General features: G+C 59.9%; 21 protein-coding genes. 6 read left to right on the forward strand and 15 right to left on the reverse strand.

What is annotated here, in order from left to right:
• Window positions 1–156: 156 nt before the first annotated feature.
• The 9 genes from hpaD to QD357_RS28900 form a co-directional block, all read right to left on the reverse strand.
• Window positions 157–1,137 carry a 3,4-dihydroxyphenylacetate 2,3-dioxygenase gene (gene hpaD, locus QD357_RS28860; RefSeq protein ID WP_414125596.1) on the reverse strand — a complete coding sequence of 327 codons (981 nt, stop codon included), beginning with the start codon at window positions 1,135–1,137 and terminating at the stop codon, window positions 157–159.
• Window positions 1,138–1,177: 40 nt separating this feature from the next.
• Window positions 1,178–2,695, reverse strand: coding sequence for a 5-carboxymethyl-2-hydroxymuconate semialdehyde dehydrogenase (gene hpaE / locus QD357_RS28865; RefSeq protein ID WP_414125597.1), 1,518 nt, complete (start codon window positions 2,693–2,695; stop codon window positions 1,178–1,180).
• 42 nt (window positions 2,696–2,737) lie between these two features.
• Window positions 2,738–3,124, reverse strand: coding sequence for a 5-carboxymethyl-2-hydroxymuconate Delta-isomerase (locus QD357_RS28870; protein WP_183940558.1), 387 nt, complete (start codon window positions 3,122–3,124; stop codon window positions 2,738–2,740).
• 66 nt (window positions 3,125–3,190) lie between these two features.
• Window positions 3,191–4,198: a homoserine kinase gene (locus QD357_RS28875; protein ID WP_414125598.1), complete on the reverse strand. Its 1,008-nt coding sequence runs from the start codon at window positions 4,196–4,198 to the stop codon at window positions 3,191–3,193.
• A gap of 7 nt (window positions 4,199–4,205) precedes the next feature.
• The gene (locus QD357_RS28880; protein WP_414125599.1) at window positions 4,206–5,489 is read right to left on the reverse strand and encodes an aspartate aminotransferase family protein; all 1,284 of its coding nucleotides are present in this window, start codon (window positions 5,487–5,489) and stop codon (window positions 4,206–4,208) included.
• Between the two features lie 2 nt (window positions 5,490–5,491).
• Window positions 5,492–6,847, reverse strand: coding sequence for an aspartate aminotransferase family protein (locus tag QD357_RS28885; RefSeq protein ID WP_414125600.1), 1,356 nt, complete (start codon window positions 6,845–6,847; stop codon window positions 5,492–5,494).
• Window positions 6,848–6,863: 16 nt separating this feature from the next.
• Entirely contained in the window at window positions 6,864–7,514 is a 651-nt protein-coding gene (locus QD357_RS28890; RefSeq protein ID WP_414125601.1) for an HAD family hydrolase, read from the reverse strand.
• Entirely contained in the window at window positions 7,511–8,767 is a 1,257-nt protein-coding gene (locus QD357_RS28895) for a Tm-1-like ATP-binding domain-containing protein (RefSeq protein WP_414125602.1), read from the reverse strand. The genes QD357_RS28890 and QD357_RS28895 overlap by 4 nt, the downstream gene beginning before the upstream one ends.
• 12 nt (window positions 8,768–8,779) lie before the next feature.
• Window positions 8,780–9,550 carry an IclR family transcriptional regulator gene (locus tag QD357_RS28900; protein WP_183940570.1) on the reverse strand — a complete coding sequence of 257 codons (771 nt, stop codon included), beginning with the start codon at window positions 9,548–9,550 and terminating at the stop codon, window positions 8,780–8,782.
• A 315-nt stretch (window positions 9,551–9,865) separates the two neighbouring features.
• On the opposite strand from QD357_RS28900, the gene QD357_RS28905 reads away from it, so the two are divergent.
• Window positions 9,866–11,320 carry an APC family permease gene (locus tag QD357_RS28905; RefSeq protein ID WP_414125603.1) on the forward strand — a complete coding sequence of 485 codons (1,455 nt, stop codon included), beginning with the start codon at window positions 9,866–9,868 and terminating at the stop codon, window positions 11,318–11,320.
• A 57-nt stretch (window positions 11,321–11,377) separates the two neighbouring features.
• The gene (locus QD357_RS28910) at window positions 11,378–12,856 is read left to right on the forward strand and encodes an aldehyde dehydrogenase (RefSeq protein ID WP_414125604.1); all 1,479 of its coding nucleotides are present in this window, start codon (window positions 11,378–11,380) and stop codon (window positions 12,854–12,856) included.
• Window positions 12,857–12,989: 133 nt separating this feature from the next.
• Here the strand turns inward: QD357_RS28910 and QD357_RS28915 are convergent, their stop codons facing one another.
• The gene (locus QD357_RS28915) at window positions 12,990–13,502 is read right to left on the reverse strand and encodes a flavin reductase (protein ID WP_414125605.1); all 513 of its coding nucleotides are present in this window, start codon (window positions 13,500–13,502) and stop codon (window positions 12,990–12,992) included.
• Window positions 13,503–13,512: 10 nt separating this feature from the next.
• Window positions 13,513–15,075 (reverse strand): 4-hydroxyphenylacetate 3-hydroxylase N-terminal domain-containing protein, encoded by a 1,563-nt coding sequence (locus QD357_RS28920; protein WP_183940578.1) that lies wholly within the window; start codon window positions 15,073–15,075, stop codon window positions 13,513–13,515.
• A gap of 95 nt (window positions 15,076–15,170) precedes the next feature.
• On the opposite strand from QD357_RS28920, the gene QD357_RS28925 reads away from it, so the two are divergent.
• A complete protein-coding gene (locus QD357_RS28925) occupies window positions 15,171–16,043 on the forward strand; it encodes a helix-turn-helix domain-containing protein (protein WP_414125606.1) in 873 nt (290 codons plus the stop codon).
• Window positions 16,044–16,080: 37 nt separating this feature from the next.
• On the opposite strand, the gene QD357_RS28930 is transcribed toward QD357_RS28925, so the two are convergent.
• The 3 genes from QD357_RS28930 to QD357_RS28940 form a co-directional block, all read right to left on the reverse strand.
• Window positions 16,081–16,668: a DUF1349 domain-containing protein gene (locus tag QD357_RS28930; RefSeq protein ID WP_414125607.1), complete on the reverse strand. Its 588-nt coding sequence runs from the start codon at window positions 16,666–16,668 to the stop codon at window positions 16,081–16,083.
• Window positions 16,669–17,021: 353 nt separating this feature from the next.
• Entirely contained in the window at window positions 17,022–18,020 is a 999-nt protein-coding gene (locus QD357_RS28935) for an ABC transporter permease (RefSeq protein WP_414125608.1), read from the reverse strand.
• Between the two features lie 38 nt (window positions 18,021–18,058).
• Entirely contained in the window at window positions 18,059–18,862 is an 804-nt protein-coding gene (locus tag QD357_RS28940; protein ID WP_331371174.1) for an ATP-binding cassette domain-containing protein, read from the reverse strand.
• Between the two features lie 179 nt (window positions 18,863–19,041).
• Between QD357_RS28940 and QD357_RS28945 the strand changes: the two genes are divergently transcribed.
• Together QD357_RS28945 and QD357_RS28950 are read left to right on the forward strand one after the other, a co-directional pair.
• A complete protein-coding gene (locus tag QD357_RS28945) occupies window positions 19,042–20,022 on the forward strand; it encodes an NAD-dependent epimerase/dehydratase family protein (RefSeq protein ID WP_183940588.1) in 981 nt (326 codons plus the stop codon).
• Between the two features lie 47 nt (window positions 20,023–20,069).
• Window positions 20,070–21,056 (forward strand): sugar-binding protein, encoded by a 987-nt coding sequence (locus QD357_RS28950; protein WP_183940590.1) that lies wholly within the window; start codon window positions 20,070–20,072, stop codon window positions 21,054–21,056.
• A gap of 337 nt (window positions 21,057–21,393) precedes the next feature.
• Here QD357_RS28950 and QD357_RS28955 read toward each other — a convergent pair whose 3' ends face one another.
• Window positions 21,394–21,825 carry an Lrp/AsnC family transcriptional regulator gene (locus QD357_RS28955; protein WP_183940630.1) on the reverse strand — a complete coding sequence of 144 codons (432 nt, stop codon included), beginning with the start codon at window positions 21,823–21,825 and terminating at the stop codon, window positions 21,394–21,396.
• 137 nt (window positions 21,826–21,962) lie between these two features.
• Here QD357_RS28955 and QD357_RS28960 point away from each other — a divergent pair, with 137 nt between their 5' ends.
• The gene (locus QD357_RS28960; RefSeq protein WP_183940592.1) at window positions 21,963–23,066 is read left to right on the forward strand and encodes a saccharopine dehydrogenase family protein; all 1,104 of its coding nucleotides are present in this window, start codon (window positions 21,963–21,965) and stop codon (window positions 23,064–23,066) included.
• The last annotated feature ends 59 nt before the right edge of the window (window positions 23,067–23,125 follow it).

The following is a 23,125-nucleotide window of genomic DNA, read 5'->3' on the forward strand; positions in this document are numbered from 1 at the left end:
GGATTGTCGACCTTGATCGCATTCGAGGGATCGGCTTCGATCCAGTCGCCGCCGACCAATGCGGCCTGCCGGAACAATGTTGCGTCTTTCAAATCCATGACTGTCTCCTGCCGACGGTAGAAAGCGGGCGTTTTCGCCCGCACCTGGAGTAGCCGTTCAAGGCGCTATGATCGGCTGTGCCTTCAAGTCAGGCTCGGCCACGTCAGCACCGGCAAACAAGCTGCCATGTTCGAACCAGGATTTGGGAGCGGGTGCGCCCCAAAGTGTCTGACGCTGCGGATCTTTCAGATCCCACTTGATCGGCTCAAGATCGGGATCGACGGTCTGATAGTCCGAGCAATAGATCTCGATGCGGTGGCCATCGGGATCGAGGATATAGAGGAAGAAGGCGTTGGAGATGCCGTGGCGTCCCGGACCGCGCTCGATATTGGCGACCCAGCCGGTGGTTGCCATCAGGTCGAGCAGGTCGATGATGTTGAGCGGCGTCGGCACCCAGAATGCGGTGTGGTGCAGGCGCGGACCGCGGCCATTGGTGAAGGCGATGTCATGGACGCCGCCCTTGCGATGGGTCCAGGCGGCCCAAAGACGGCCGGTCTCTTCATCCTCGGTATACTCGGTTACGCGGAAGCCGAGCTCGTTATAGAAGGCGACGCTCTCGTCGACATTGGTCGAGAAGCAGTTGAAGTGATCGATGCGCAGCGGCTTCACGCCCTTGTAGAGGGCGTATTGCTGATGGATCGGCGGCAGCCGGTCCATCTTCGAATAGAATTCGAGCGGTATGCCATGTGGATCGCGTGTGCGGAAGGTCCGCGCCTGGTAGCGACGCTCTACCCATTCGACCGGCAGGCCCTTGTCCTTGAAGAAGTGCGCGGCCTTGTCGAGGTCCTCGTCGCCGAACACCTTGAAGCCGAGATCGCGGGCTTCGGCCTTGTCGGACTTCTTGAGCACGATGCAGTGATGGCCTCGTTCCTCCATCGCCCGCAGATAGATCGTGTCGGCGGTCTCGTCCGTCACCTGCAGGCCGAGCGTGTCGACATAGAAGGCGCGGGACTTGGCAAGATCGGTGACGCCGAATTCGACATGGCTAAGGCGCACGATGTTGAAGGGCGGATAGAGATTGGGTTTCGGCAGGGGCATGGGTTCCTCCTCTTTATGCGCATTTATGTGTATTGACGGCTCAGCCGCCGAGTTTCTGGATGGCGTGCGGCTTGGTGGCGAAGGCGACGTTCTTGGTTTCCATGTAGAAATCGAAAGACCAGTCGCCGCCGTCGCGGCCGATGCCCGAATTCTTCACGCCACCGAAGGGGGTCGGCAGGTGGCGCACATTTTCCGAGTTCACCCAGATCATCCCAGCTTCGAGATGGTCGGTGAAACGGAAGGCGCGGGTCACGTCCGACGTCCAGAGATAGCCGGTCAGGCCGTATTGGACGTCGTTGGCGAGCGCCAGCGCATCGGCTTCGTCCTTGAAGGGGATAGCGGTCAGCACCGGCCCGAATATCTCTTCCTGGGCGATGCGCATCTTGTTGTTGGCACCGGTGAACAGAGTGGGGGAGACATAGCAACCGCCGCCCGGGCCGTTGACCTTCTCACCGCCGGCGGCGAGCGTTGCGCCTTCCGATCGGCCGATCTCAATATATTCCAGCACCTTCTGTTCGTGCACCGGATGCACGAGAGGGCCGATCACCGTCTCGGGATCGAGGGGATGGCCGACCTTGATGCGTTTGGCCTTCTCGGCGACGAGGTTGGTGAACTTGTCATAGACGCTTTCCTCGACCAGCAGGCGCGAGGACGAGGTGCAGCGTTCGCCGTTTAGCGAATAGATCATGAAGACAGCGGCGTCGGCGGCGCGCTCCAGATCGGCATCGGCGAAGACGACGACCGGGTTTTTGCCGCCAAGCTCGAAATGCACGCGCTTCAGCGTGTCGGCGCCCTGCTTCATGATCATCGAGCCGGTGCGGCTTTCGCCGACGAAGCCGATGGCCTTGATCAGCGGATGCTCTGTCAACGCGCGGCCGGCATCCTCGCCAAAACCGTTGACGAGATTCCAAACACCCTTCGGCAAGCCGGCTTCCTCGGCGATTTCCACCAGCAGGCGCGCGGTCAGCGGCGAGAATTCGGCCGGCTTGTGGACGATGGTGCAGCCGGCGGCAAGCGCCGGCGCGATCTTCCAGGTCGACAGCATGAAGGGCGTGTTCCAGGGCGTGATGATGCCGACGGGGCCAATCGGCACGCGGGACGTCAAATTCACTTGACCGTCAGCGCGTATCGCTTTCCCGTCACGGGCCTCCGGCGCGCGGTCGGCGAAGAAGCGGAAGTTCTCCGCCCCGCGCAGGGCGGCCTTGGCCATGAACTTCAGCGACTGTCCGGTATCCATGCATTCGACGAAGGCGATTTCTTCGGCGCGGGCAACGATTGCGTCAGCTATTTTGTGCAGGAGTTTCTTGCGCGTATCGCCGGGCATGGCGGCCCATTCGGCAAAGGCGGCTTTTGCGGCCCTTGCAGCGCGATCGATATCGGCCGCCTTGCCGCGGGCGACGGTGGCAAGTGGCTTCAGATCGACCGGCGAGATGGTCTCGAAGGTCGAGCCATCATCACCAGGCACATCCTCGCCATTGATGCGGTTCAGGACACCGCGCTCCTTGAACCGGGCAAGATAGGCTTCCGCCTTTGCGATGTTTTCCTGCAGTTTGGACATCGTCTATTCCTTTGATGTTATGTCGTCCCGTGAGGGGAAGTGTCACTTGCCGCGCAGCCGCGGATGAATGGCGTTCTTCTTCCAGCTCAGTTCCGCATCGATCTCGCGGATCTCCAGCGACAGCGCGAAATGCGGAGTCTCGAAGAGGGGGCCGAGAGTGTCGATGGCCGCGGCGAAGATCGCTTCGCCGGTGCGCTTTTTCTCTTCGTCCGTGCGGCCCTTCCCAATCCGGAAGTTCAGGTCGACGAAGGCGTTCTCTGGCAGCTTGTCGGCGATGGCGTAGTGGTCGGCGCGAAAGGCGCGCACACGCACGGCACCAACCTCGAAAAGGCCCGTCTCCAGGACCGTCTTCAGCAGCATCTCGCAGAGCGCGCCGATGTCGGCACGGCCCTCCAGATTGGCCGAATATTCGATGGCGAGATGTGGCATGAAGTCCTCCCAACCCCTCATTTATTTAACACGTTAACAATTATGCCGAAGATGTCAAGCGGCGGCCTAGAGCTTTCTTGCCATCTCCAGACTTTCAGCGATGTAACGCGACAGGCGCGCCGGGGCGTCCGGAGTTTCAGGACGCTCGGCCAGCCATCCGATATAGGTGAGGCTTCTCAGCACCATGAAGAGCGGCAGGCTTGCCAGCGCTGCGCCGGAAAGCGCGCGTCGGCTGCGGTAGCCGCCTAGCAGCGCTTTCTCGATTGCGGGATAGGCCGGCTCGTTGCGGTTTTTCAACAGGGTGGTCGCGAGATCGAAGAGGCGGTAGCCATGTCCCGCATCGTCGAAATCGATGAAGGCAACGTTGCTTTCGTTTTCCGTCAGGAAGATGTTTTCCCGCACGAGATCGGCATGGATTAGGCCGTAGTCGAGGTCGTCTGGAGATATCGCCGCAAGCGCATGACGCAGCTCATCTCGCAATGCCGAGAGCGCGGCGGCGCTGTCGGATGAAAGGCCTCGGCAATCCCAGAAGCGCCCCCAGAGCGGCTTTTTTCCGAGCAAGCCTTCGGCGTCCCATGCCGGCCGGCGAAAGCGCTCCGGCGGCTTCCAGGTATCGGCAAGCTCGTGCATGGTTGCCATGCCTTGACCGACGCGGAAGAAGACGTCCACCTGCATCTCAGCCGATTGCGACAGCGGCATGCCAGTTTGGCCGAGCGGAAGGCCATCGATCCAGCTCACCACGTCGGCATGCTGTTCGGGAAAATGCTTGTTAGCCGGCAAGAGGACGAGGCTTTGCCCGTTGCGCGTCGGAACCGGGCTCGGCACGTCGAGGCCGCCGAGCTTAAGGGCGGCCATGAAATGCAGTTCCGAGCGCAGGCTCGTCTCGTCGTGATAGCCCGGCCGATGCAACCGCAGCGCGGCGAATTGCCCGTCTCTCAGCACAATGCGGAAGACGGCATTTTCCCGATATTTCATCAGGACTGGTTCGCGAGCCTGCGCGGACCAATGGTCCAGTGCCTCCAGCGCACGCTTTTGTAGAGCATCCCGTATAGTCTGCGGCAACTGATCAGCCATATCAGCCTCACAGGCCGGACAATACGTCGTCGAAGATCGACAACATGAAGTCGGCATTTGCCCTGGAGAATGGCATCGGCGGGCGGATCTTGGTAGCGCACTGGTGAATGCCGATCTTGCCCATCAGCACGCCGCGTTCACGCATGGCGTTGACGATCCGGGTCGCCTCTGCGGAGGCCGGCTCCTTCGTTTGCCTGTCCAACACGAATTCCGTGCCCATGAAGAGGCCTCTGCCGCGCACATCGCCAATGATCGAATGCTTCTGCGCCAATCTCTTGAACGCATCGCGCGTATATTCGCCGACGTTGCGGGCATTCTCGATGAGGTTCTCATCCTCAATGACATCGAGCACGGCCATGGCCGCCGCGCAGGAGACAGGATTGCCGCCGAAGGTGTTGAAATAGCGGAACGCCTTGCGGAAGGCATTTATCGTATCGACATTGGCAATGACGCCGCCGACCGGATGGCCATTGGCCATCGGCTTGCCGAGCGTCACGATCTCGGGAACGATGCCGGCGTGCTGATGGCCCCACATGTGCGAGCCGGTGCGGCCGAAGCCGGGCTGGACCTCGTCGGTGATGACCAGACCGCCGGCCTTGCGCACGGCTGCGATCGTCTTGTCGAGAAAGCCAAGCGGCAGATCCGGAAAGCCCTCATTGGCGAAGAACGGATCGATGATGATGGCCGAGAAACCGTGCGGGCTATCCTGAAGCGAGGCGATCGCCTTCTCGACTTCGGCTGCAAATGCCGTGGCGAAGGCATCGCCACCTTCGCCACCGAGAGGACGGTAGCTGTCCGGCGCCGGCACATGGCGGACATGGCCGCCGAAGCCGCCGACCGGCGGCATGCGGGTCGATAGCTGCGACACCGCGGTCGTGTTGCCGTGGTAGGTATGGTTCGTAGCAATGACGCCGGTCTTGCCGGTCACGGCCTGGGCCATGCGTAGCGCCACGTCGTTCGCTTCGCTACCGGTGCAGGTCAGGATCGCCGCATTCAGGCTCTTGTCGAAGGTTGCCGTCAGCCGCTCGACATAGTCGAGAATGCCTTCGTGCAGGTAGCGCGTATGGGCATTCAGCGTCGACGCCTGCCGCGTGATCGCTTCGACCACGCGGGGATTGCAATGGCCGACATGCGGCACATTGTTGTAGCAGTCGAGATATTTGCGGCCGTCGGCGTCCCAAAGCCAGACGCCTTCGCCGCGCACGAGATGCACCGGGTCGTCATAGAAGAGCGACATGTTTCGGCCAAGAAGCCGTTCGCGTCGCGCGATGAGGGCTGCGTTCTCGGACATGATCAGCCCCTCGCTGCGGCGAGACCTGCGTCGAGCGCGGTCAGGATGGTCTGAACATTCACGGCGGTCAGGATCAGCGGCGGCGACATGATGACGTTGGTGCCAGACGTGCGAACCAGAACGCCGGCGTCATAGGTCGCATCCTGAACCTTCTGCACGACATCCTTGGCAGCACCGCTCTTCTTCGCGCGGTCGCTGACGAGTTCGAGGGCGCACATCAAGCCCTTGCCACGCACGTCGCCCACCAATTCGTGCTTGTCCTGCAGCTTCTTCAACCCGGCCAGCAGTTCTTCGCCGCGAGCCGAGGCATTATCGGCGACATTGAGCCGCCTGGTTTCCTTCAAGGTAGCGAGTGCTGCGGCGGCACCGACGGGATGGCCGGAATAGGTGTAGCCATGGCCGATGCTGCCGACCGGACCCTTGCTGCTTTCGAAGACCTGCGCCACCTTGTCGGAGATCATCACCGCGCCGAAGGGGAAATAGCCGTTGGTGATCGCCTTGGCCGTCGACATCAGGTCCGGCTGGACGCCCGAGAGGCGCGATCCGGTCCAGGCGCCGGTGCGGCCGAAAGCCGTGATGACCTCGTCGGCGATCAACAGGATGCCGTGTCGGTCGCAGATCTCGCGCATCAGCGGCAGGAAGGTGTCATGCGGGACGATAACGCCGCCGGCGCCGAGCACCGGCTCGACGATCAGGGCGGCGATGGTATCGGCACCCTGGAAGGCTATTTCATCCTCGAAGAGCCTGCCGATAGCAGCCGCAATCTCCGCGCCGTCGGTAGTGTTGAACGGGTTGCGATACGTGAATGGAGCGGGCAGGTGGATGACGCCCGGCAGCAGCGGCTCGTAATTGCGGCGGAAGTTCTGGTTGCCGTTCACCGAGGCGCCACCGAAATGCGTGCCGTGATAGCCCTTCTTCAGCGCGACGAATTTGGTGCGCTCCGGCTCGCCGTTGACCTTGTGGTACTGGCGCGCCAGCCGCAGGCAGGTTTCGACCGAATCCGAGCCACCCGAGGTGAAGAAGGAACGGCTAAGGCCATCCGGCTTGAACCATTCGGCAAGCTCGTAGGAGAGTTCGATCAGCGGCGAGTTCGTCGTGCCGCGGAAGGTCGAATAATAGGGCAGCTCGTCGAGCTGGTCGCGGATCGCCTTCTTTACCGGCTCGCAGGAATAGCCGAGATTGACGTTCCAGAGGCCACCGACCGCGTCCAGCACCTTCCTGCCGTGGATATCGACGATCTCGACGCCGTCGCCGGCATTGATGATCCGCGGTGGATTTGCCTGCATTTCCGCCGGATGGGCCATCGGATGCCACAGGTGGCGGGCGTTGTTTTCGATGATGAAATTGGTTTCACGCATATCGATTCCTCTTGGTTCAGAGCCCGAGCATGGCAAGTGCGCGGGCGTAGCTTTCAGCAGGGCAGGTCACGTCGAAATGCACGTGAGGCAGGTTCACGACTTTGGCGCCCTCGATGTTTTTCTTCTGGTCGTCGACGAAGACGCAGGCCTCGCGCGGCAGGTCGAGCTCGGAAAGAACGAGCTCGTAGGAGCGCGGATCGGGCTTGAGGATCTTCGTGTAGGTGGCATCGACGATGACATCGAAAAGATCAACCAGGGGGAAACGCTGGCGGAACTCGATGCCGTAGAAGAGATCGAGTTCGTTCGACAGGATCGCCAGCTTGAGGCCCGCCTCCTTCGTGCGCAGGATGGCGTCGCGCGCTTCCGGCCGGAGAACCAGTTCCGGTTCAGCGCCACGCGCTCGGCGCACGAAGGTCTGCATATCCGTCCAGTTCTCGCCGACCAGATCGCCGACTTCGCCGGCACGTGTGAGCCAATAGTCGCGTTCGGTGATTTCGCGGTTCTGCATCGCCACCCAGAGCGGGTCCGTTGTCGTGTCGAACGGGCCGAGCCAGGTCAGCGATCCCTTTGGAAGGCCGAGCGTGCGTTCGGTGATGTCGTGCGTTTCGAAAAGGGTGCGGGTGACGACGCCGCCGAAGTCGAGGATAAGAGCGCGGTCTTGTGTCATGGCCGCCCCTCCGGAATGACGCCTTCGGCTACCCATTGATCGAAGATGGTAAGCGCCGCCGCCGAAAAGGCTGGTGCGTTGATATGCGCATCGACTTCCCGCAGCGTAACGGTAGCCGGAATGGCCCGGCGCATTTCGTCTATGAAAGCTTCGAGGCCATCAGGGTCATGCAGCGGCTCATCCGGCTTATCCCATTCCTGCAGTCCTTCGGTCGGCAGCAGGAAAGCGACTTTCGCACCGCCGCGTTKCAGTTTCTGCCCGATCAACCGGGCGACCTCCCGTCGTCCCTCCGGCGATGTCGTCACCGATCCGATCAGCCGGTTATGGGCGTGATAGGGGCGATCGGCGAAAATCTCCGGCAGGGCCTGCCACGCCTGAAGATCGACCATGTCGACCGCGCCGGGTGCAACGATCTGCGGAATGCCGGCGCGTCCGGCATTTTCGAGCCTGTCCGGGCCGGACGTGACGACGGTGCCATAATGATGATTGCTGACTTCCTGGATGCAGAAATCAAAGACGGCGGCAAAGTCGCCCTGAGAGGCGATCGCTTCATAGGCGCGTCCGCCCATGCCGGTGGAATGGAACACGGCGACGTCATAGCCGCGTTTTTCCAGCTCAGGGCGTAGATATTTCATATATTTCAGGCAGGACGAGCCGAGTGAAGTCATCCCGACGAGCGGCCGTTTGCGATCGGGCTTGGTGCCGTGCTTCGCCGCGCCGACGACCGCACCGCAGGCCTGCGAAAGGACCGAGCGGCAGATGCTGTTGAGGCCATAGAGGCCGCCGGCCCAGAGGATCATCATCAGGTCGGGAGCTATGCGTTCAGGCGGGATGAGATGGGAGTAAGCGATGGTCGAAACTACAAATTTCGGGACTCCGAGCGGCAGGACGGCAGCCACATCGAGCGCCAGATCCGTTCCCATGGAGCCGCCGAGCACGATGACGCCGTCGACCAGTCCATCGTCATAGAGGCGGCGGGTCAGCGCAGCCGCACCCTTTGCCATGGCCGCCATGGCGCTGTTTTCATCGCCGCTTTCGGCGATTGCCTCGATCGAGGTTGCGGCGGCGTTTGCAACGTCGTGCTTGGAGTAATCCGCTCTATAGGGCGGATCGCCGAGAACGCTGACATCGACCATKACCGGCTGGCCGCCGGCTTCCTGGATGACGGATGCCATGAATTGCAGTTCATCGCATTTGGTGTCACCGGTTCCGACGACGAGTATCCTTGGCGAGGGGGCCTCATCAGGGCTCATCAATCTGTCCTCCTATGATGGAATGGTTCCCATGGGTCTTTCCGACCCGTAATATTTTTCTGAGATCGCATTGGCCGCAGCGACTGCCTGCGCGCCGAATTCGTGAATGGTTGCTTTCGCGGTGCGAGAGAGCGGTGCCGCAACAGCAACGCAGCCGATCGGATGGCCGTTGGGCGTGCGGATCGGCGCCGCGGTACTGATAACGCCGGCTTCGAGACCTTGGTCACTGATGGAAAAGCCACGTGCTGCCGTCTCATCGAGCAGATCGCGCACACGCTGCGGGTCGACAACGGTGTGATCGGTAAATTTCTCGAGCGTCTTTCTGAGGGCTTCCTCGATCTCTGACCGCGGGCAGAATGCCAGGAAAGCGAGGCCGGACGCCGTGGCATGAAAAGGCAAGAGGCTGCCGACATCGATCATGATGCGGTGCGCGCGGGGCGAATCCTCCACATGGATGGTCGAGAGCTGCCCACCGGAGAATTCCGAAAGATGTACCGTTTCGGTTGACGATTCGGCGAGCGACTTGATGAACGGGATCGCGACCCGCAACAGGGGAAAGCGTGCTTCGCGAATGCGGGCGAGGCGAACCGGCGCCGATCCGATGCGATAGCGGCGCGTATCCTGATCCTGCTCGACGAAGCCGTGCTTTTCCAGCTCCACCAGAAAGCGGCGTGCGGTTGCCTTGTCCAGCGCGCACAGGCGGGCGATGTCGGTGAGGCCCGCCTCCTTGTCCAGCCGTGACAGGGTATCGAGCAATGAAAGCGCCTTTCCGATCGTGCTCATCGTTCCTCCTCTTGGGCGGGTCGGGTTCTGATTTCCTGCGTCCGGCCGAAGCTTCCGTCACATCAGGTCGCCGACCTTGCGCCGCGACACGATAGCAGCGACCMAAGATACTTAACATGCGAAATAACTTGACAGAGGCCGGCAATGTTTGCAAGTCTATATTTGAAGCTACGGTTCAAATAATGAACCTTAAGCGCTGATGGCGGTAAAATCAACAAAAGCTCAAGCCCCGCTCGTCAGTCCGGTTTTGGTGGAGGTCGCCTGCGCGCAATCGCAGCGATGATCGGATATTCTCAACAAGGGGAACGAACGCAGATGAACACACAAAATTCGCAAGGGCCGGCTGAAAACCAGTTGCGCAAAAATAGCCTCGGCGTGGGTGCCGTGACCTTTCTGGTGGTTTCGGCCGCAGCGCCGCTCACCGCGGTCGCTGGCGGCGTGCCGCTTTCGATGATGCTTGGCAACGGGCCGGGCATCCCGCTGACCTTCCTATTGGTGACAGGGATTCTATTGCTGTTTTCCGTCGGCTATGTCGCCATGGCGCGCCATATCCGCAATGCCGGCGCCTTCTATGCCTATACGGCCCAAGGTCTCGGCGGCCTCATGGGCGGCGCTGCCGCGCTGATTGCCATCCTCGCCTACAATGCCATGCAGGTCGGCGTTCTCGGGCTTTTCGGGGCGGCTACGAAGGGTTTCTTTGCCGAGCAGCTCGGCCTTGATCTTCCCTGGTGGGTCTGGAGCTTTGTTGGCATCGCTTTCGTTGCCGTTTTTGGCTACCGACGCGTCGACCTATCGGCCAAGGTGCTGATGGTGCTCGTCATTCTCGAATATCTGGTCGTGCTCATCATCGACGCTGCCATCTTCGTCCAGGGCGGCGATGCCGGTCTCTCCGCAGCACCCTTCACCCCGACCGCTTTTTGGAGCGGGACGCCTGCCATCGGCCTCCTGTTCTGCTTCGCCGCCTTCATCGGCTTTGAGGCAACGACCATCTACAGCGAGGAAGCCCGCGAGCCGGAAAAGACCGTACCGCGCGCAACCTATATTTCAGTTCTCATCATCGGCCTCTTCTACATGCTGACCTCGTGGCTGATGGTGAACGGTGCCGGCGTCGATAAACTCGTTCCGACCCTGCAAGGCCTTGCCGATCCGACCACGTTCCTCTTCGGTCTTGCCGAGCGCTATGTCGGTCATTGGATTACGGTCGTGATGAGCGTTCTCTTCATCACCAGCCTCTTTGCCGGCGTCCTTGCGTTCCACAATGGCGTGGCACGTTATATGTATGTCGCCGGTCGCGAGGGCCTGTTGCCGAAGTCGGTCGGCGTCACGCATCCGATCTTCCAGAGCCCGCATGTCGGCTCGACCATCCAGACCATCATCGCCGTGCTCGTGGTCGCGCTCTTTGCGGTGACGGGTCAGGACCCAGTGCTGGCGCTCTTCTCCTGGCTCACCAATGTCGCCACGCTGGCAATCATTCTGCTAATGGCATTCACGGCCTTCTCGATCGTGGTGTTCTTCACCCGAAATCCTGGGCTGGAACGCAACGCATTGGCAGTCAAGGTTTTGCCGATCGTGACGGGCCTGATCCTTTTGGCGCTCGTCTATTACATCTCGGCGAACTTCGGCGCGATCGCTGGTGCCAATGGCGTGCTCGCCGTCTTGTTGCCGGGCCTCGTGCTGATCGCTGCAGTCATCGGGCTTGTCGCAGCGGCCCGCCTGAAGTCTTCGGATGCGGCAGGCTTTGCCCGCCTCGGTGCCGGCCAGGAAGCCTGAAGCCGTTCCAATCGCGGTGGCGGGAAAGACCCGCCACCCTCTTTGTGAGAAAATGAGATGCAGGACAAGATCGACCAGCTCCGGGCACTACCCGTTCCCCCACAGGCATTGTTTATCGGCGGTGCATGGCGCCAGGCGGCCAGCGGTGCTGCGATGGACGTTGTTTCGCCGATCGATGGAACGAGACTGACCACCATCGCCGATGCCGGCAAGCAAGATGTCGATCTTGCGGTCAAGGCTGCGCGACATGCCTTTGAAAAGGGGACTTGGTCGAAAGCCGCACCGGCGGAGCGCAAGAAGGTGCTGCTGAAGATCGCCGAGCTGATCGAGAAGAACGCGCTCGAACTGGCCGTGCTTGGCGTACGTGACAACGGCACGGAAATCTCTATGGCCCTGAAGGCCGAGCCCGGCAGCGCCGCGGGCACGTTCCGCTATTATGCTGAGGCGACCGACAAGGTCTATGGCGAGATCGCCCCGACGGCAGAGAATATTCTGGGTCTGATCCATCGCGAGCCGGTKGGCGTCGTAGCCGCGATCGTGCCGTGGAATTTCCCGATGATGATCGGCGCCTGGAAGATTGCTCCGGCGCTCGCCGCGGGCAATTCCGTCGTGCTGAAACCCGCTGAAGGTGCATCGCTGACGCTTCTCAAACTTGCCGAAATTTGTACTGAGGCCGGATTGCCTGAAGGCGTGTTCAACGTTGTCACCGGGCGCGGCGCCATCTGCGGCGAGGCGCTGGGATTGCATATGGATATCGATGTGCTCGCCTTCACCGGGTCCGGTCCCATTGGACGGCGACTGTTAGAATATTCGGCGCGCTCAAATCTGAAGCGCGTCTATCTGGAGCTCGGCGGCAAGTCCCCGAACATCGTCTTTGCCGATGCGCCGGATCTCGATCAGGCGGCCAAGGTGTCGGCCTACGGCATCTTCCGCAATTCCGGCCAGGTCTGCGTCGCCGGCTCCCGGCTACTCGTCGAAAAGTCGATCCATGCCACCTTCTCGGAGAATGTCGCCCGCATCGCCGAGAGCATGAAAGTCGGCGATCCCCTGCAGTTGACGACGGAAGTGGGCGCTATTTCCAGCGAGATCCAATTGAAGAAGGACCTCGGCTATGTCGCGCAGGCGGTATCGGAGGGCGCATCGTTGCGTAGCGGCGGCTCGCGCATTCTTGAGGAAACCGGCGGCTACTACATGCGACCGACCGTCTTCGATGTCACCCCGTCCATGACTTTGGCACGCGAAGAGGTGTTCGGGCCTATCCTGTCGATCATTCCCTTCGAAACAGAGGCTGAAGCTCTGCAGATTGCCAATGCCACGGAATATGGTCTGGCTTCCGCTGTCTGGTCGTCGAACCTGTCGCGGGCCCATCGAATGGTGCGCGGAATTCGCGCCGGCGTGGTGCATGTCAACACCTATGGCGGCGCCGATAACAGCGTGCCGCTTGGCGGCGTCAGGCAATCGGGTAACGGCCACGACAAGTCGCTGCATGCGTTTGACAAATACGTGGATCTGAAGACGGCGTGGATCCAGCTCTGACGTGATGCGGGACCGCGTCGTTTCAATTTAGGCGACGCGGCAGTCCAGATTGTCGGAATGCTCTTCTTGTCATGCAAACAGGGTGCCGCGCGATCGTCGGCACCCTGTTTGTTTCCAGCGATCAGGCGGAGGTCTACCCGCCGAAGCTGCCTGATTGGGTTGGCACATGCACATAGTTACGGTMGAAATAGAGAAGGGCGTGCCCATCCCTGCGACTGCGAATATCCATCACTTCGCCGATGAAGATATGGTGGGTGCCGACGAGATGTGCCTCCGTCAAGCGGCAATCGAAGGAAACGATCGCGTCTGAAAGCGCCTGGCTGCCGGAACGGAAGTCGATCCATTCCGCTGCGGCATAGCGGTCGTCCATGTCTTCGCGCTGGCCGGCAAAGTAGCCGGCTAGTTCCTTGTGCTCCTGCGTCAGGACGTTGACGCAGAAGCGACGGTTTTCGAAGAAGAGGGCTGTTTGTGTCGAGCGGCTGTTCATGCAGACCAGCAGTGTCGGCGGTTCGTCGGTGACGCTGCACATGGCCGTGGCGGTGAAGCCGCCGCGGCCGGCGGGGCCGTTGGTGGTGATCACGTTGACCGGCGCGCAGACCCGCGCCATCGCGTTGCGGAATTCGGTTTTCGAGAGTTGCTCCCCCATGGCAGCGGCCTCACTCGGCGGCATTGCGGATGGGGGAGGTTTGCCCAAGCGGCGGGAGCCAGGTGTCTCCAGTCCAGCCGTTTTCGTCGTAATCGCTCATGCAGCGATCGACGAGGGCTTCCATCTCCTTCAAACGGCCGCCTCGTTCGGCGCCCTTGAGCACCTGCAGCCGGACCTCTTCCGGCGCACCGGCATAGTTGAGCTCGTAAAGGGCATGCCGTCCGCCGAATTCGGTGCCGGTCGCATCCCAGAGCAACTTCATGATCTTGATGCGTTCGATATGGCCCATGTCGTTGGAGCCGCGCACATATTGGGCGAGGTAGCGGTCGATCTCCGGATTGCTGAAATCCTTGGCTGAAGAGGGCAAGTAGATGAGGCCCGAGGCGACGACCTTGCGCACCGTTTCGATGACACGCGGATAGGCCTCCGACATGAAGGTGCGGTAGGAAAGGGCGGCTTCCATGTTTGGCAGCACCGCGCCATTGGCCCAGGGCTGAGGATTGTAGGCCATGGCGTGGGAGAAAGACCAGAACATGTGGCGAAGCGCGATGACTTCGCCGAGTGCGGCCTGATTGCCCCGGAAGGCATCGCCGCCGGTGGCTCGCAGCGCCTTGGCCAGCAGTCCGGCGATGAAATCGAGTTTGACGGCGAAACGCGTGCAGCCCTGGAAACAATAGCCATGCATGAAGCCGGAAGCCGGATGGAAGGAGAGGATCTTCGCCGCATCGCGCAGCACGAGCACATCCTCCCAAGGCACGAAGACGTTGTCGAGCACAAGGATCGCATCGTTTTCGTCAAAGCGTGACGACAGCGGATAGTCGAACGGATGTCCCACCGTATTGGCGGTCTGCTCATAGGAGACGCGGCAGAACATCTTGATGCCAGGCGCATTCATCGGCACGATGAACATCACCGACAGCGAGGGGTCTTCCGTGACCGTTGCCGAGCTCTGAGCAAGGAAATTGTAGTGGGTGAGCGCCGAAGACGTCGCCACCACCTTGGCGCCGGAGACGTAAATGCCGGCATCGGTTTCCTTGGTGATATGAACGAAGACATTCTTGACGGCATCGGCCGGCTTGTGACGGTCGATCGGTGGATTGACGATCGCGTGATTCATGAACAGCACGGATTCCTGCGCGCGCTTGTGCCAGGAAAGCGCATTGTCCTTGAACGGACCGTACCAGTCGGCATTGGCGCCGAGCGTGTTCATGAGCGCCGCCTTGTAATCAGCCGTGCGGCCCATCCAGCCATAGGACATGCGCGCCCAATCGGCGACGGCGCCCTGCTGCGCCACGAGCTCAGCGGAAGACTTCGCGACCCGGAAATATTTGTGGGTGTAGCCGCCGTTGCCGGTATCGGTCGGTGAGGTCAGGCGCTCCTTGGACTTTTCGTCGTGCAGCGCATCATACATGCGCGCGATGGAGCGTGCGGAATTGCGCATCGAGGGATGCGCCGTCACATCGGCAATGCGCTCGCCATTGATATAGACTTCGCGACCATCGCGCAGGCTTTCCAGATATTCGGCGCCGGTAAACGGACGGGTCTTGTCGCTGCGATGATCTTCAGCTCGCATCTCGTATTCCTCCATTGAGATATTGACAAAAGCTAATTCGGAACGCGACGCGCGGCCATGGACAAACTCTCTAATTCGCTGGTACTTTTTCCGGCATGACGTTGCGAAGCGAAGTTCCGAATTTCTTTGTCTATGGCGAGCCGAGCCGTTCGCTTGAGGTCGGCTTTTTGCATGTCGAAACGGTGATGGAGCGCAAAACGCTGCATTTCGGCCATGTTGCGCCCCACCAGCATCCGCTGATGGGGCAGATCACCTTTTGGTTCCAGGGTGGCGGAACCTATCGAATAGAAGATGAGACTTGGAACTTTTCTGCTCCGGCGATCAGCTTTGTCCCGAGCAATGTCGTCCACGGGTTTGACGTCGAGGACACATCGGATGCCATTGTGGTCTCGGTTTCCGACGACATGTTGAAGGCGCTCGCGCCACAGGTGGATCTCAGCCTCGACGTTCCGATTTTCCTGACCGGCCAACCGTCGGATCCGGCATGGTCAAAGCTCGGCACGCTTCTCGACATGATTGCGGAAGAATATCGAGAGCGGGGAGCCGAAGGCGAGAAGGTTCTGGGCGGCCTGATCGGCGTCGTGTTGTCCCTCATGGGCCGTATCGGCGGCCGCATGGCGTTACCATCCACCTCGCCGACGGTCGCGCTTGGGCTTGCGCTGCGCCGTGCCATTGATCTTCACTACAAGAAGGATTGGCCCGTCGGAGCCTATGTGAACCTGCTGGCGACCACGCCGCATCTCCTCGATAAGGCAGCCCGCGAAGTCTTCGGGCGGTCTGTCAAGGAGTTGCGATTGGAGCGGCGGCTGCTGGAGGCGAAGCGTCTCCTGATGTTTACCGTTCGACCGGTGGAAGACATCGGTCGTGAGATCGGCTTCGAGGATCCGGCCTATTTTTCACGTTTCTTTCGCAAGCGGATCGGCGAAGCGCCCGCCGCTTGGCGCCGGCGTCACCTACAGCCGGAATGATAACGAGAAACAGGTTCAATCAGAATATTTCGCCGATCTAGATGCCGTCGCGCAAGTTTTCGATCCGCACGGATGACGTGGCGATTTCCTCGAACTTCACCCTACATGGCTGGCCGAGCGGCGCCTGAGCAATCAGCCCTACACAAAAGGACTCGTCAGCGGAGCCGAGCACAAAGATTCGCACCATCTTCCAGAAGCGCCCGTCGAGCGACCAATGAAACGCGACCAGATTGCCGTTCTTGTGGATTCGTAGATAGACCGACTCGGTATTCGGCTCCTCCGAATTGCAATCATCGGACGTGTCCCGCGTTACAACGGAGACGATGGTAGCGTCATTGAGCGCGGACAGCTCGTGGACCAGTTTGGCCCAGTGGCCAGACGCGGCGCGGATAATCAGCCCACCGGCGTCATAGATCGTGGCGAGAGCGGCGGTAACCTTCACCTGGAGAACAAAGACATGCGAGGCCACGGCAACCTCCAGCGACGGCGCGTTTAGCTCCGGCGCGGACCCGTCCGGGCTGACGAAATAATTCGTTCCGCCAAGCGCTTCGATCTCCACACTGTCGTCAGTGACGGTAAATGTGCCGAATTCGGGGTTCACGCGATTTGCCGCGTTCAGATTCATTATTCTCTCCTATTTCCTTCCGCCCGCGATTGAATCGCACCGCTGCCGAGCGGCCGCCGGCATGCAGGTAGTCTCGGTAACGGTGAATGAATTCGGGTGCAAGCTGTCCGCCGGCCATCGTCGTGAAGTGCAGCCTTTGAGTAGCTTTTTGCTTCGGAAAGACCCGTATGAGCTGTTGCGCACCACGTATGGAGCATGCCAACCACTCGACGTTTGACAGCTTTTAGTCCAGGCGAACGCTAATCTTTGGAGTTCGCAGCGAACGAGCGGGCATGCACTTATCCGCGAGGGATCGATTTTGGACGCCAGAACAAGTTTGACTCGGACTTGCTGCTTTTCTGGAATTGCTCTCGCTATTCGCTCTGTCGGAAATTGCGGATCCGATCGAAGAGCACAGCAAGCACGATCGCACCGCCGATGAAGGTCCCTTGCCAGAAGGCATTGATGCCGAGCAGGCCGAGGCTGTTGCGGATCACCTCGATCAGCGCGGCTCCGATTAGTGCACCGAAGGCGGTGCCGACGCCGCCGGCGAGATTGGCGCCGCCGATGACGGCGGCCGCAATGACCTGGAGTTCCATGCCGGCGCCGATATTGGTGGTGACGGCGCCGAGCCAGCCCGTTTGAATGATGCCGGCGAGTCCTGCCGAAAGGGCGGATATCATGTAGACGGCAACTTTGATCTTTCTGACCGGCACGCCCGTGAGCGTTGCCGCCTGCTCATTGCCGCCGATCGCGAAGATATAGCGGCCGAACCTGGTCCAGCGCAGCAGGAAGCCGGTGATCAGCGCCAGCACGATCATGTAGATCACGGGATTGGCGATGCCGAAAAGCCAGGCGCCGCCGCCGAGCGCCAGCAGCTTGTCGTGATCGGGTCCGAACTGGAAAACCACGGTGTTGTTTGAGGCGACCATGGCAATGCTGCGCGCGATCGACAGCATGCCCAGCGTCACGACGAAGGGCGGAAAACCGAGATAGGCGATCAATATGCCGTTGAAGACGCCGATCAGGAGCGCAGTGCCGATTGAGGCCGCGATGCCGAGCTCGATACCGTAGCCGGCATGCATGACCACCGCGAGCACCATGCTGCATAGGCAGAGCACGGACCCCACCGACAGGTCGATACCGCCGGTGACGATGACCATCGTCATTCCGAGAGCGATGATGGCGATGAAAGTGACGTTCCGGGTGATATTGTAGAGGTTCTTGGCCGTCGCGAAGGAATCCGTCGCAAAGGACAGGAAAAGACAGGCGAGAATGACGGCGATCAGCACCCAGAAGGTCTGGCTCGCCAAAATGGTGGCCAGCCAGCTTTGCTGCTTCTGCTCGATCGTCCGGTCCAGGGTAATTGCCATTGTCGACCTTCTTTTCTTCGCGAAACGCGCTTGCCGCCTTAGACCTGTTCGATAGCCCCGGTGATGAGCCCGGTGACCTCTTCCGGGGAGCTTGTTGCAATTGGCTTGTCGGCGACTTTTCTGCCCCGCCGCATCACGATGACCCTATCGGCCACATCAAAGACATCCGGCATGCGATGGCTGATCAGGATGACAGCGATGCCACGGTCGCGCAGATGACGGATCAGGTTCAGAACTTCTGCCACCTGCCGGACCGAAATTGCCGCCGTGGGCTCGTCCATCAGCACGATCTTTGCCTCGGACAGCATGGTGCGGGCAATCGCCACCGCCTGCCGTTGACCGCCGGACATCTGCTTGACGAGATCGCGCGGCCTGGTCTCCGACTTGAGCTCCTTGAAGATTTGCCCGGCTCGCTTGTACATCGCCTTATAGTCGAGCACGCGCAAAGGGCCKATGCCATGCCGTAGCTCGCGGCCGAGAAAGACGTTCGCCGCCGCCGACAGATTGTTGCAGAGCGCGAGGTCCTGATAGACGATCTCGATGCCGTGCTGCCGCGCTTCCACCGGGCGATGGAGTACAAGTTCGGCGCCATCGAGCCGCATCATTCCGTGGCTCGGCCGGAAGTTGCCGGCGATCATTTTGACCAGTGTCGATTTGCCGGCGCCGTTGTCGCCCATGAGGCCGACGACCTGTCCTGCCTCCAGCGAAAACGAAACGTCGTTGACCGCCTGGATTGCACCAAAATGCTTGGAAATATTTGTAAGCTCGAGAACCGCCACCAGCCTTCTAGCCTCCCGAACCCTGCCGGCTTGGGACAGATGCCCATGCTCGTCTCGGACCACGGTTCGCTTCCCCGATCTCCTCCTAGAAAAGCGACTGCTTATATTTATGCAAAACCTGGTGAGAGCGTCAATCAATCGCCCGATGAATTGGCTCAACTAACTCAAAAATTGTTTAGCAAAGGCAAATACTCGTTGACGAGCGAAGCGCTAGAATATTAGCTATTTATAGAGGTAGGGGTATGCTGATCCTTGTCACCGGAGCGACGGGCAAGGTCGGGCAGCATTTTATCGCCGAGCTGCTTGACGACCCGCGGTTTTCGAAAGCGCGCATCCGTGCGCTTTGCCATAATCGTCTGTGTCCTGAAAACGACCGCGTTGAGGTGACACGCGGCTCGATCGCGGATCGGAACGTGGTGATTGCGGCGCTTTCCGGGGTCACTCATATTCTGCATCTTGCCACCTGTAAGGAAACTCCCGACGACGTCATGGACGTGACGGTCAAGGGTCTCTTCTGGCTGCTTGAGGAATTCCGCACAAGCGCGACCGCGCGGCAGTTCATCCTCATCGGCGGCGATGCCGGCATCGGCCATTTCTATTATCGCCATGATGGTCCGATTACCGAGCATGCGCCGCACCGAGCCTATCCCGGATGTTACGCGTTGTCGAAAGTGCTGGAAGAGGTGATGCTGGAGCAGTTCACGATCCAATACGGCATCAATGGCTGCTGTCTCCGTGCGCCCTGGATCATGGAAAAGGATGACTTCAAATGCAGCTTATCCTTTGGCGACGACGTATTCGGCGGCCCCCGCTGGAAAACGCTGGTTCCGGAGGCCGACGCCGAGCAATACGCACGAACGGGGACCGTGCCTCTGCTGCGCGATGCCGACGGCCGGCCGCTGAAACGCAATTTCGTGCATGTCGATGATCTCGTCTCGGCAATCCTTTCGGCGATCGACAATCCGCGTGCGAAGAAAGAGCTCTTCAACATCTGCATGGACCGCCCGGTCGATTATGGGGAAGTCGCTGCTTACCTTGCCCGCACGCGAGGCCTCGACTCCGTCGACATACCAAGCCGATATTATTCGAACTGGATGGACAACAGCAAGGCCAAGTACCTGCTGGACTGGCAACCCAAATACGATCTGGAAATGCTCATCGACTCGGCTTGGCGTTACGAGCGGCCACGCAATGATCCGCGCGTCGTCTGGTATCCGGGTTGATCGCATGACGGACACGCCGTGTCCGCCTGTTTCAAGTGGAGGTACCAATGAAGAAAACGTTATTGATTGCCACCGCAGTGCTGGCACTGGCCGCGGGGGATGCCCTTGCCAAAAAGCAGCTCGTCATCGTGGTGAAAGGCCTCGACAACCCGTTCTTCGAGGCAATCAACCAGGGGTGCCAGAAGTGGAACAAGGAAAATGCCAGCGCGGAATATGAGTGCTTCTACACTGGCCCGGCATCGACATCCGACGAGGCAGGAGAGGCGCAGATCGTCCAGGACATGCTCGGCAAGGCCGACACGGCTGCGATTGCGATTTCGCCGTCGAATGCAAAGCTTATCGCCCAGACCCTCAAGACGGCCAATCCATCGGTCCCGGTGATGACGATCGACGCTGATCTTGCCGCTGAAGATTCCGCTCTGCGCAAGACCTATCTCGGAACGGACAACTACCTGATGGGTGTTCGTATCGGAGAATATATTAAGAAGGCCAAACCCAATGGCGGGAAAATTTGCCTGATCGAAGGCAATCCCGGCGCCGACAACATTCTGCGCCGCGCCCAGGGTACACGCGATGCTCTAACCGGCAAGAAAGGGCTAACGGCGCTGAAGGGCGAAGGCGGCTGGACCGAAGTCGCAGGCTGCCCGGTCTTCACCAATGACGACGGTGCCAAGGGCGTTCAGGCGATGACCGACATCCTCGCCGCTAATCCGGATCTCGATGGTTTCGCCATCGAAGGCGGCTGGCCGCTGTTCGGAGCGCCGCAGCCCTACCGGGATCTGTTCAAGCCCATGGCCAAGCGTCTCGCCAGCAACGATTTCGTCATCGGTGCCGCCGACACCATCGGTGACGAAGTAGCGATCGCACGCGAAGGTCTGGTTACCGCTCTCGTCGGCCAACGGCCTTTCGAAATGGGCTACAAGGCACCTTCCGTAATGATGGATCTGATTGCCGGCAAGAAGGTCGATGATCCAGTCTTCACCGGCCTTGACGAATGCACCAAGGATACGGTCGATACCTGTATCCAGAAATGACGTTCGCCTTTGGAGGGTCTGCCTCGCGGTTACGGTGCCGGTCGACACCACGACCATTACACCTGGCAACGCAAAGCAGATGGGAAAATAATGACCGAAATAGGCCCGGCTGGACGCCTTCGTCCCGCCGGGCTGAGATCAATTTCTGGCATAGCCCCGAGATCAACCGCCCGATCCCATCTGTCGGCAAGGTCTTCAGGAGAGGAGGGCCCCGCGCGCCTGACGCCCTGATTGATATGGGGGCGTCTTGGCTGCCGGCTGCTTCGGCCAGTTTCAATTCAGCGACTGATTTCGTCCCTTCGTCTCGGTCGAACGAGGGACCACTATATAGGATCGATCACCGACTGATCCGAGTGGACAAAATAATCGACGAGAGTGTGCGCTCGACACCATCGACCATGCCGATTTCGTCGACAAGTCGATCAAGCTCCGAGATCGATGGCGCTTCAATAACCGCGATAAGATCGAACGTACCGCTCACGGAATGAAGCGACTTGACCGCCTGAATGCGCTGAAGCGTGCTGCAAACCTGTGAGAGCACCTTCGGTGCAAGCGTGATCATGATATGCGCTCTCACCAGGCTCGATGAATAAGCATCTGACAACCTGACGCCATAGCCTGCAATAACGCCTTCTCTTTCCAGTCGCTCCAAGCGGGCCTGTACCGTCGTTCGCGATAGAAGCAGCTTTTTTGCCAATGTCGCCACTGGCATCCGGGCATTGTCGCCCAGCAACGCCAGCAATTCCCGATCCTTGTCTGTGAGGTTCATCGCTTCCTCGACATTATGATAATCAGCCTCGTCGATCTGCCAAATAATATGCAGCATAATGCGCTATTGGTCGCTATGATTCGATCGAACTCCCCTCACATTTATAAAAATCCTATATGCAAACCGAGGGGACTTATATGATGGACATAGTGGTAATTGGTGCCGGCAAGATCGGTGGCGCGATCGCTGTGATGCTCGCTGAAACTGGCGATTACAATGTGATCGTGACGGATCGCGACCAGGTTCAGTTAGCAAAGCTGGACAATCATCCGGCGATATCTGGTGCAGTGGTCGATATTGCCGACAAGAAGGCACTTGTCGATGTGCTCCGCGGCAAGTTTGCTGTCCTCTCGGCAGCACCATTTAATCTCACCGGCAAGGTGGCCGAAGCAGCTCTTGAGGCATCGGTCCATTACCTCGATCTCACGGAAGATGTCGCCACGACCAAAAAGGTCGAAGAATTGGCAAAGGGTTCCGACCTGGCCTTCATTCCCCAGTGCGGCTTGGCTCCCGGTTTTATTTCAATTGTGGCGAACGATCTTGCCAAGCGATTTGACACTCTGGATAGCGTCCGCATGCGGGTGGGCGCACTGCCGCAGTATCCGTCTAATGCTCTGAACTACAATCTCACCTGGAGCACCGATGGGCTCATCAACGAATACATCGAGCCCTGCGAAGCGATCGTCGAAGGCAAGCTGGTGACTGTTCCGGCCATGGAAGAGCGGGAAGAGTTTTCCCTCGATGGCGTCACCTACGAAGCGTTCAATACGTCCGGCGGCCTCGGCACGCTGGCCAAGACACTCGAGAGCCGCGTGCGCACGATGAACTACCGGACGATCCGGTATCCCGGCCACCAGGCTATAATTAAGGCGCTTCTGAACGACCTTAACCTGAAAAACCGTCGTGATGTGCTGAAGGATCTTTTCGAGCACGCACTTCCTGCCACCATGCAGGACGTCGTCGTGATCTTCGTCACCGTTTGCGGCTGGAAGGACGGTCGCTATCTTCAGGAAACCTATGCAAACAAGGTCTACGCAGGGGTCGTTGCTGGCAAGAGGATGAGTGCCATCCAGGTCACGACGGCGGCTGGCATAACGACGGTTCTTGATCTTCTTGCTTCTGGAAAGCTCCCTCAGAAGGGCTTCGTTCGGCAGGAAGAGGTCACTCTAGCCGATTTCCTCAACAATCGCTTTGGACGGGTCTACGACCCGGAAGCGCTTCGTCTAAAGCAGGCCGTTTAGCCTCAACGTCAGAATGACCAACACGCTGACATCGTTAGATATCGGGCGTGTTGGTCCTG

The sequence above is a fragment of the Rhizobium sp. BR 317 genome, from assembly GCF_047445835.1.
Classification (GTDB): Bacteria; Pseudomonadota; Alphaproteobacteria; order Rhizobiales; family Rhizobiaceae; genus Rhizobium; species Rhizobium paranaense.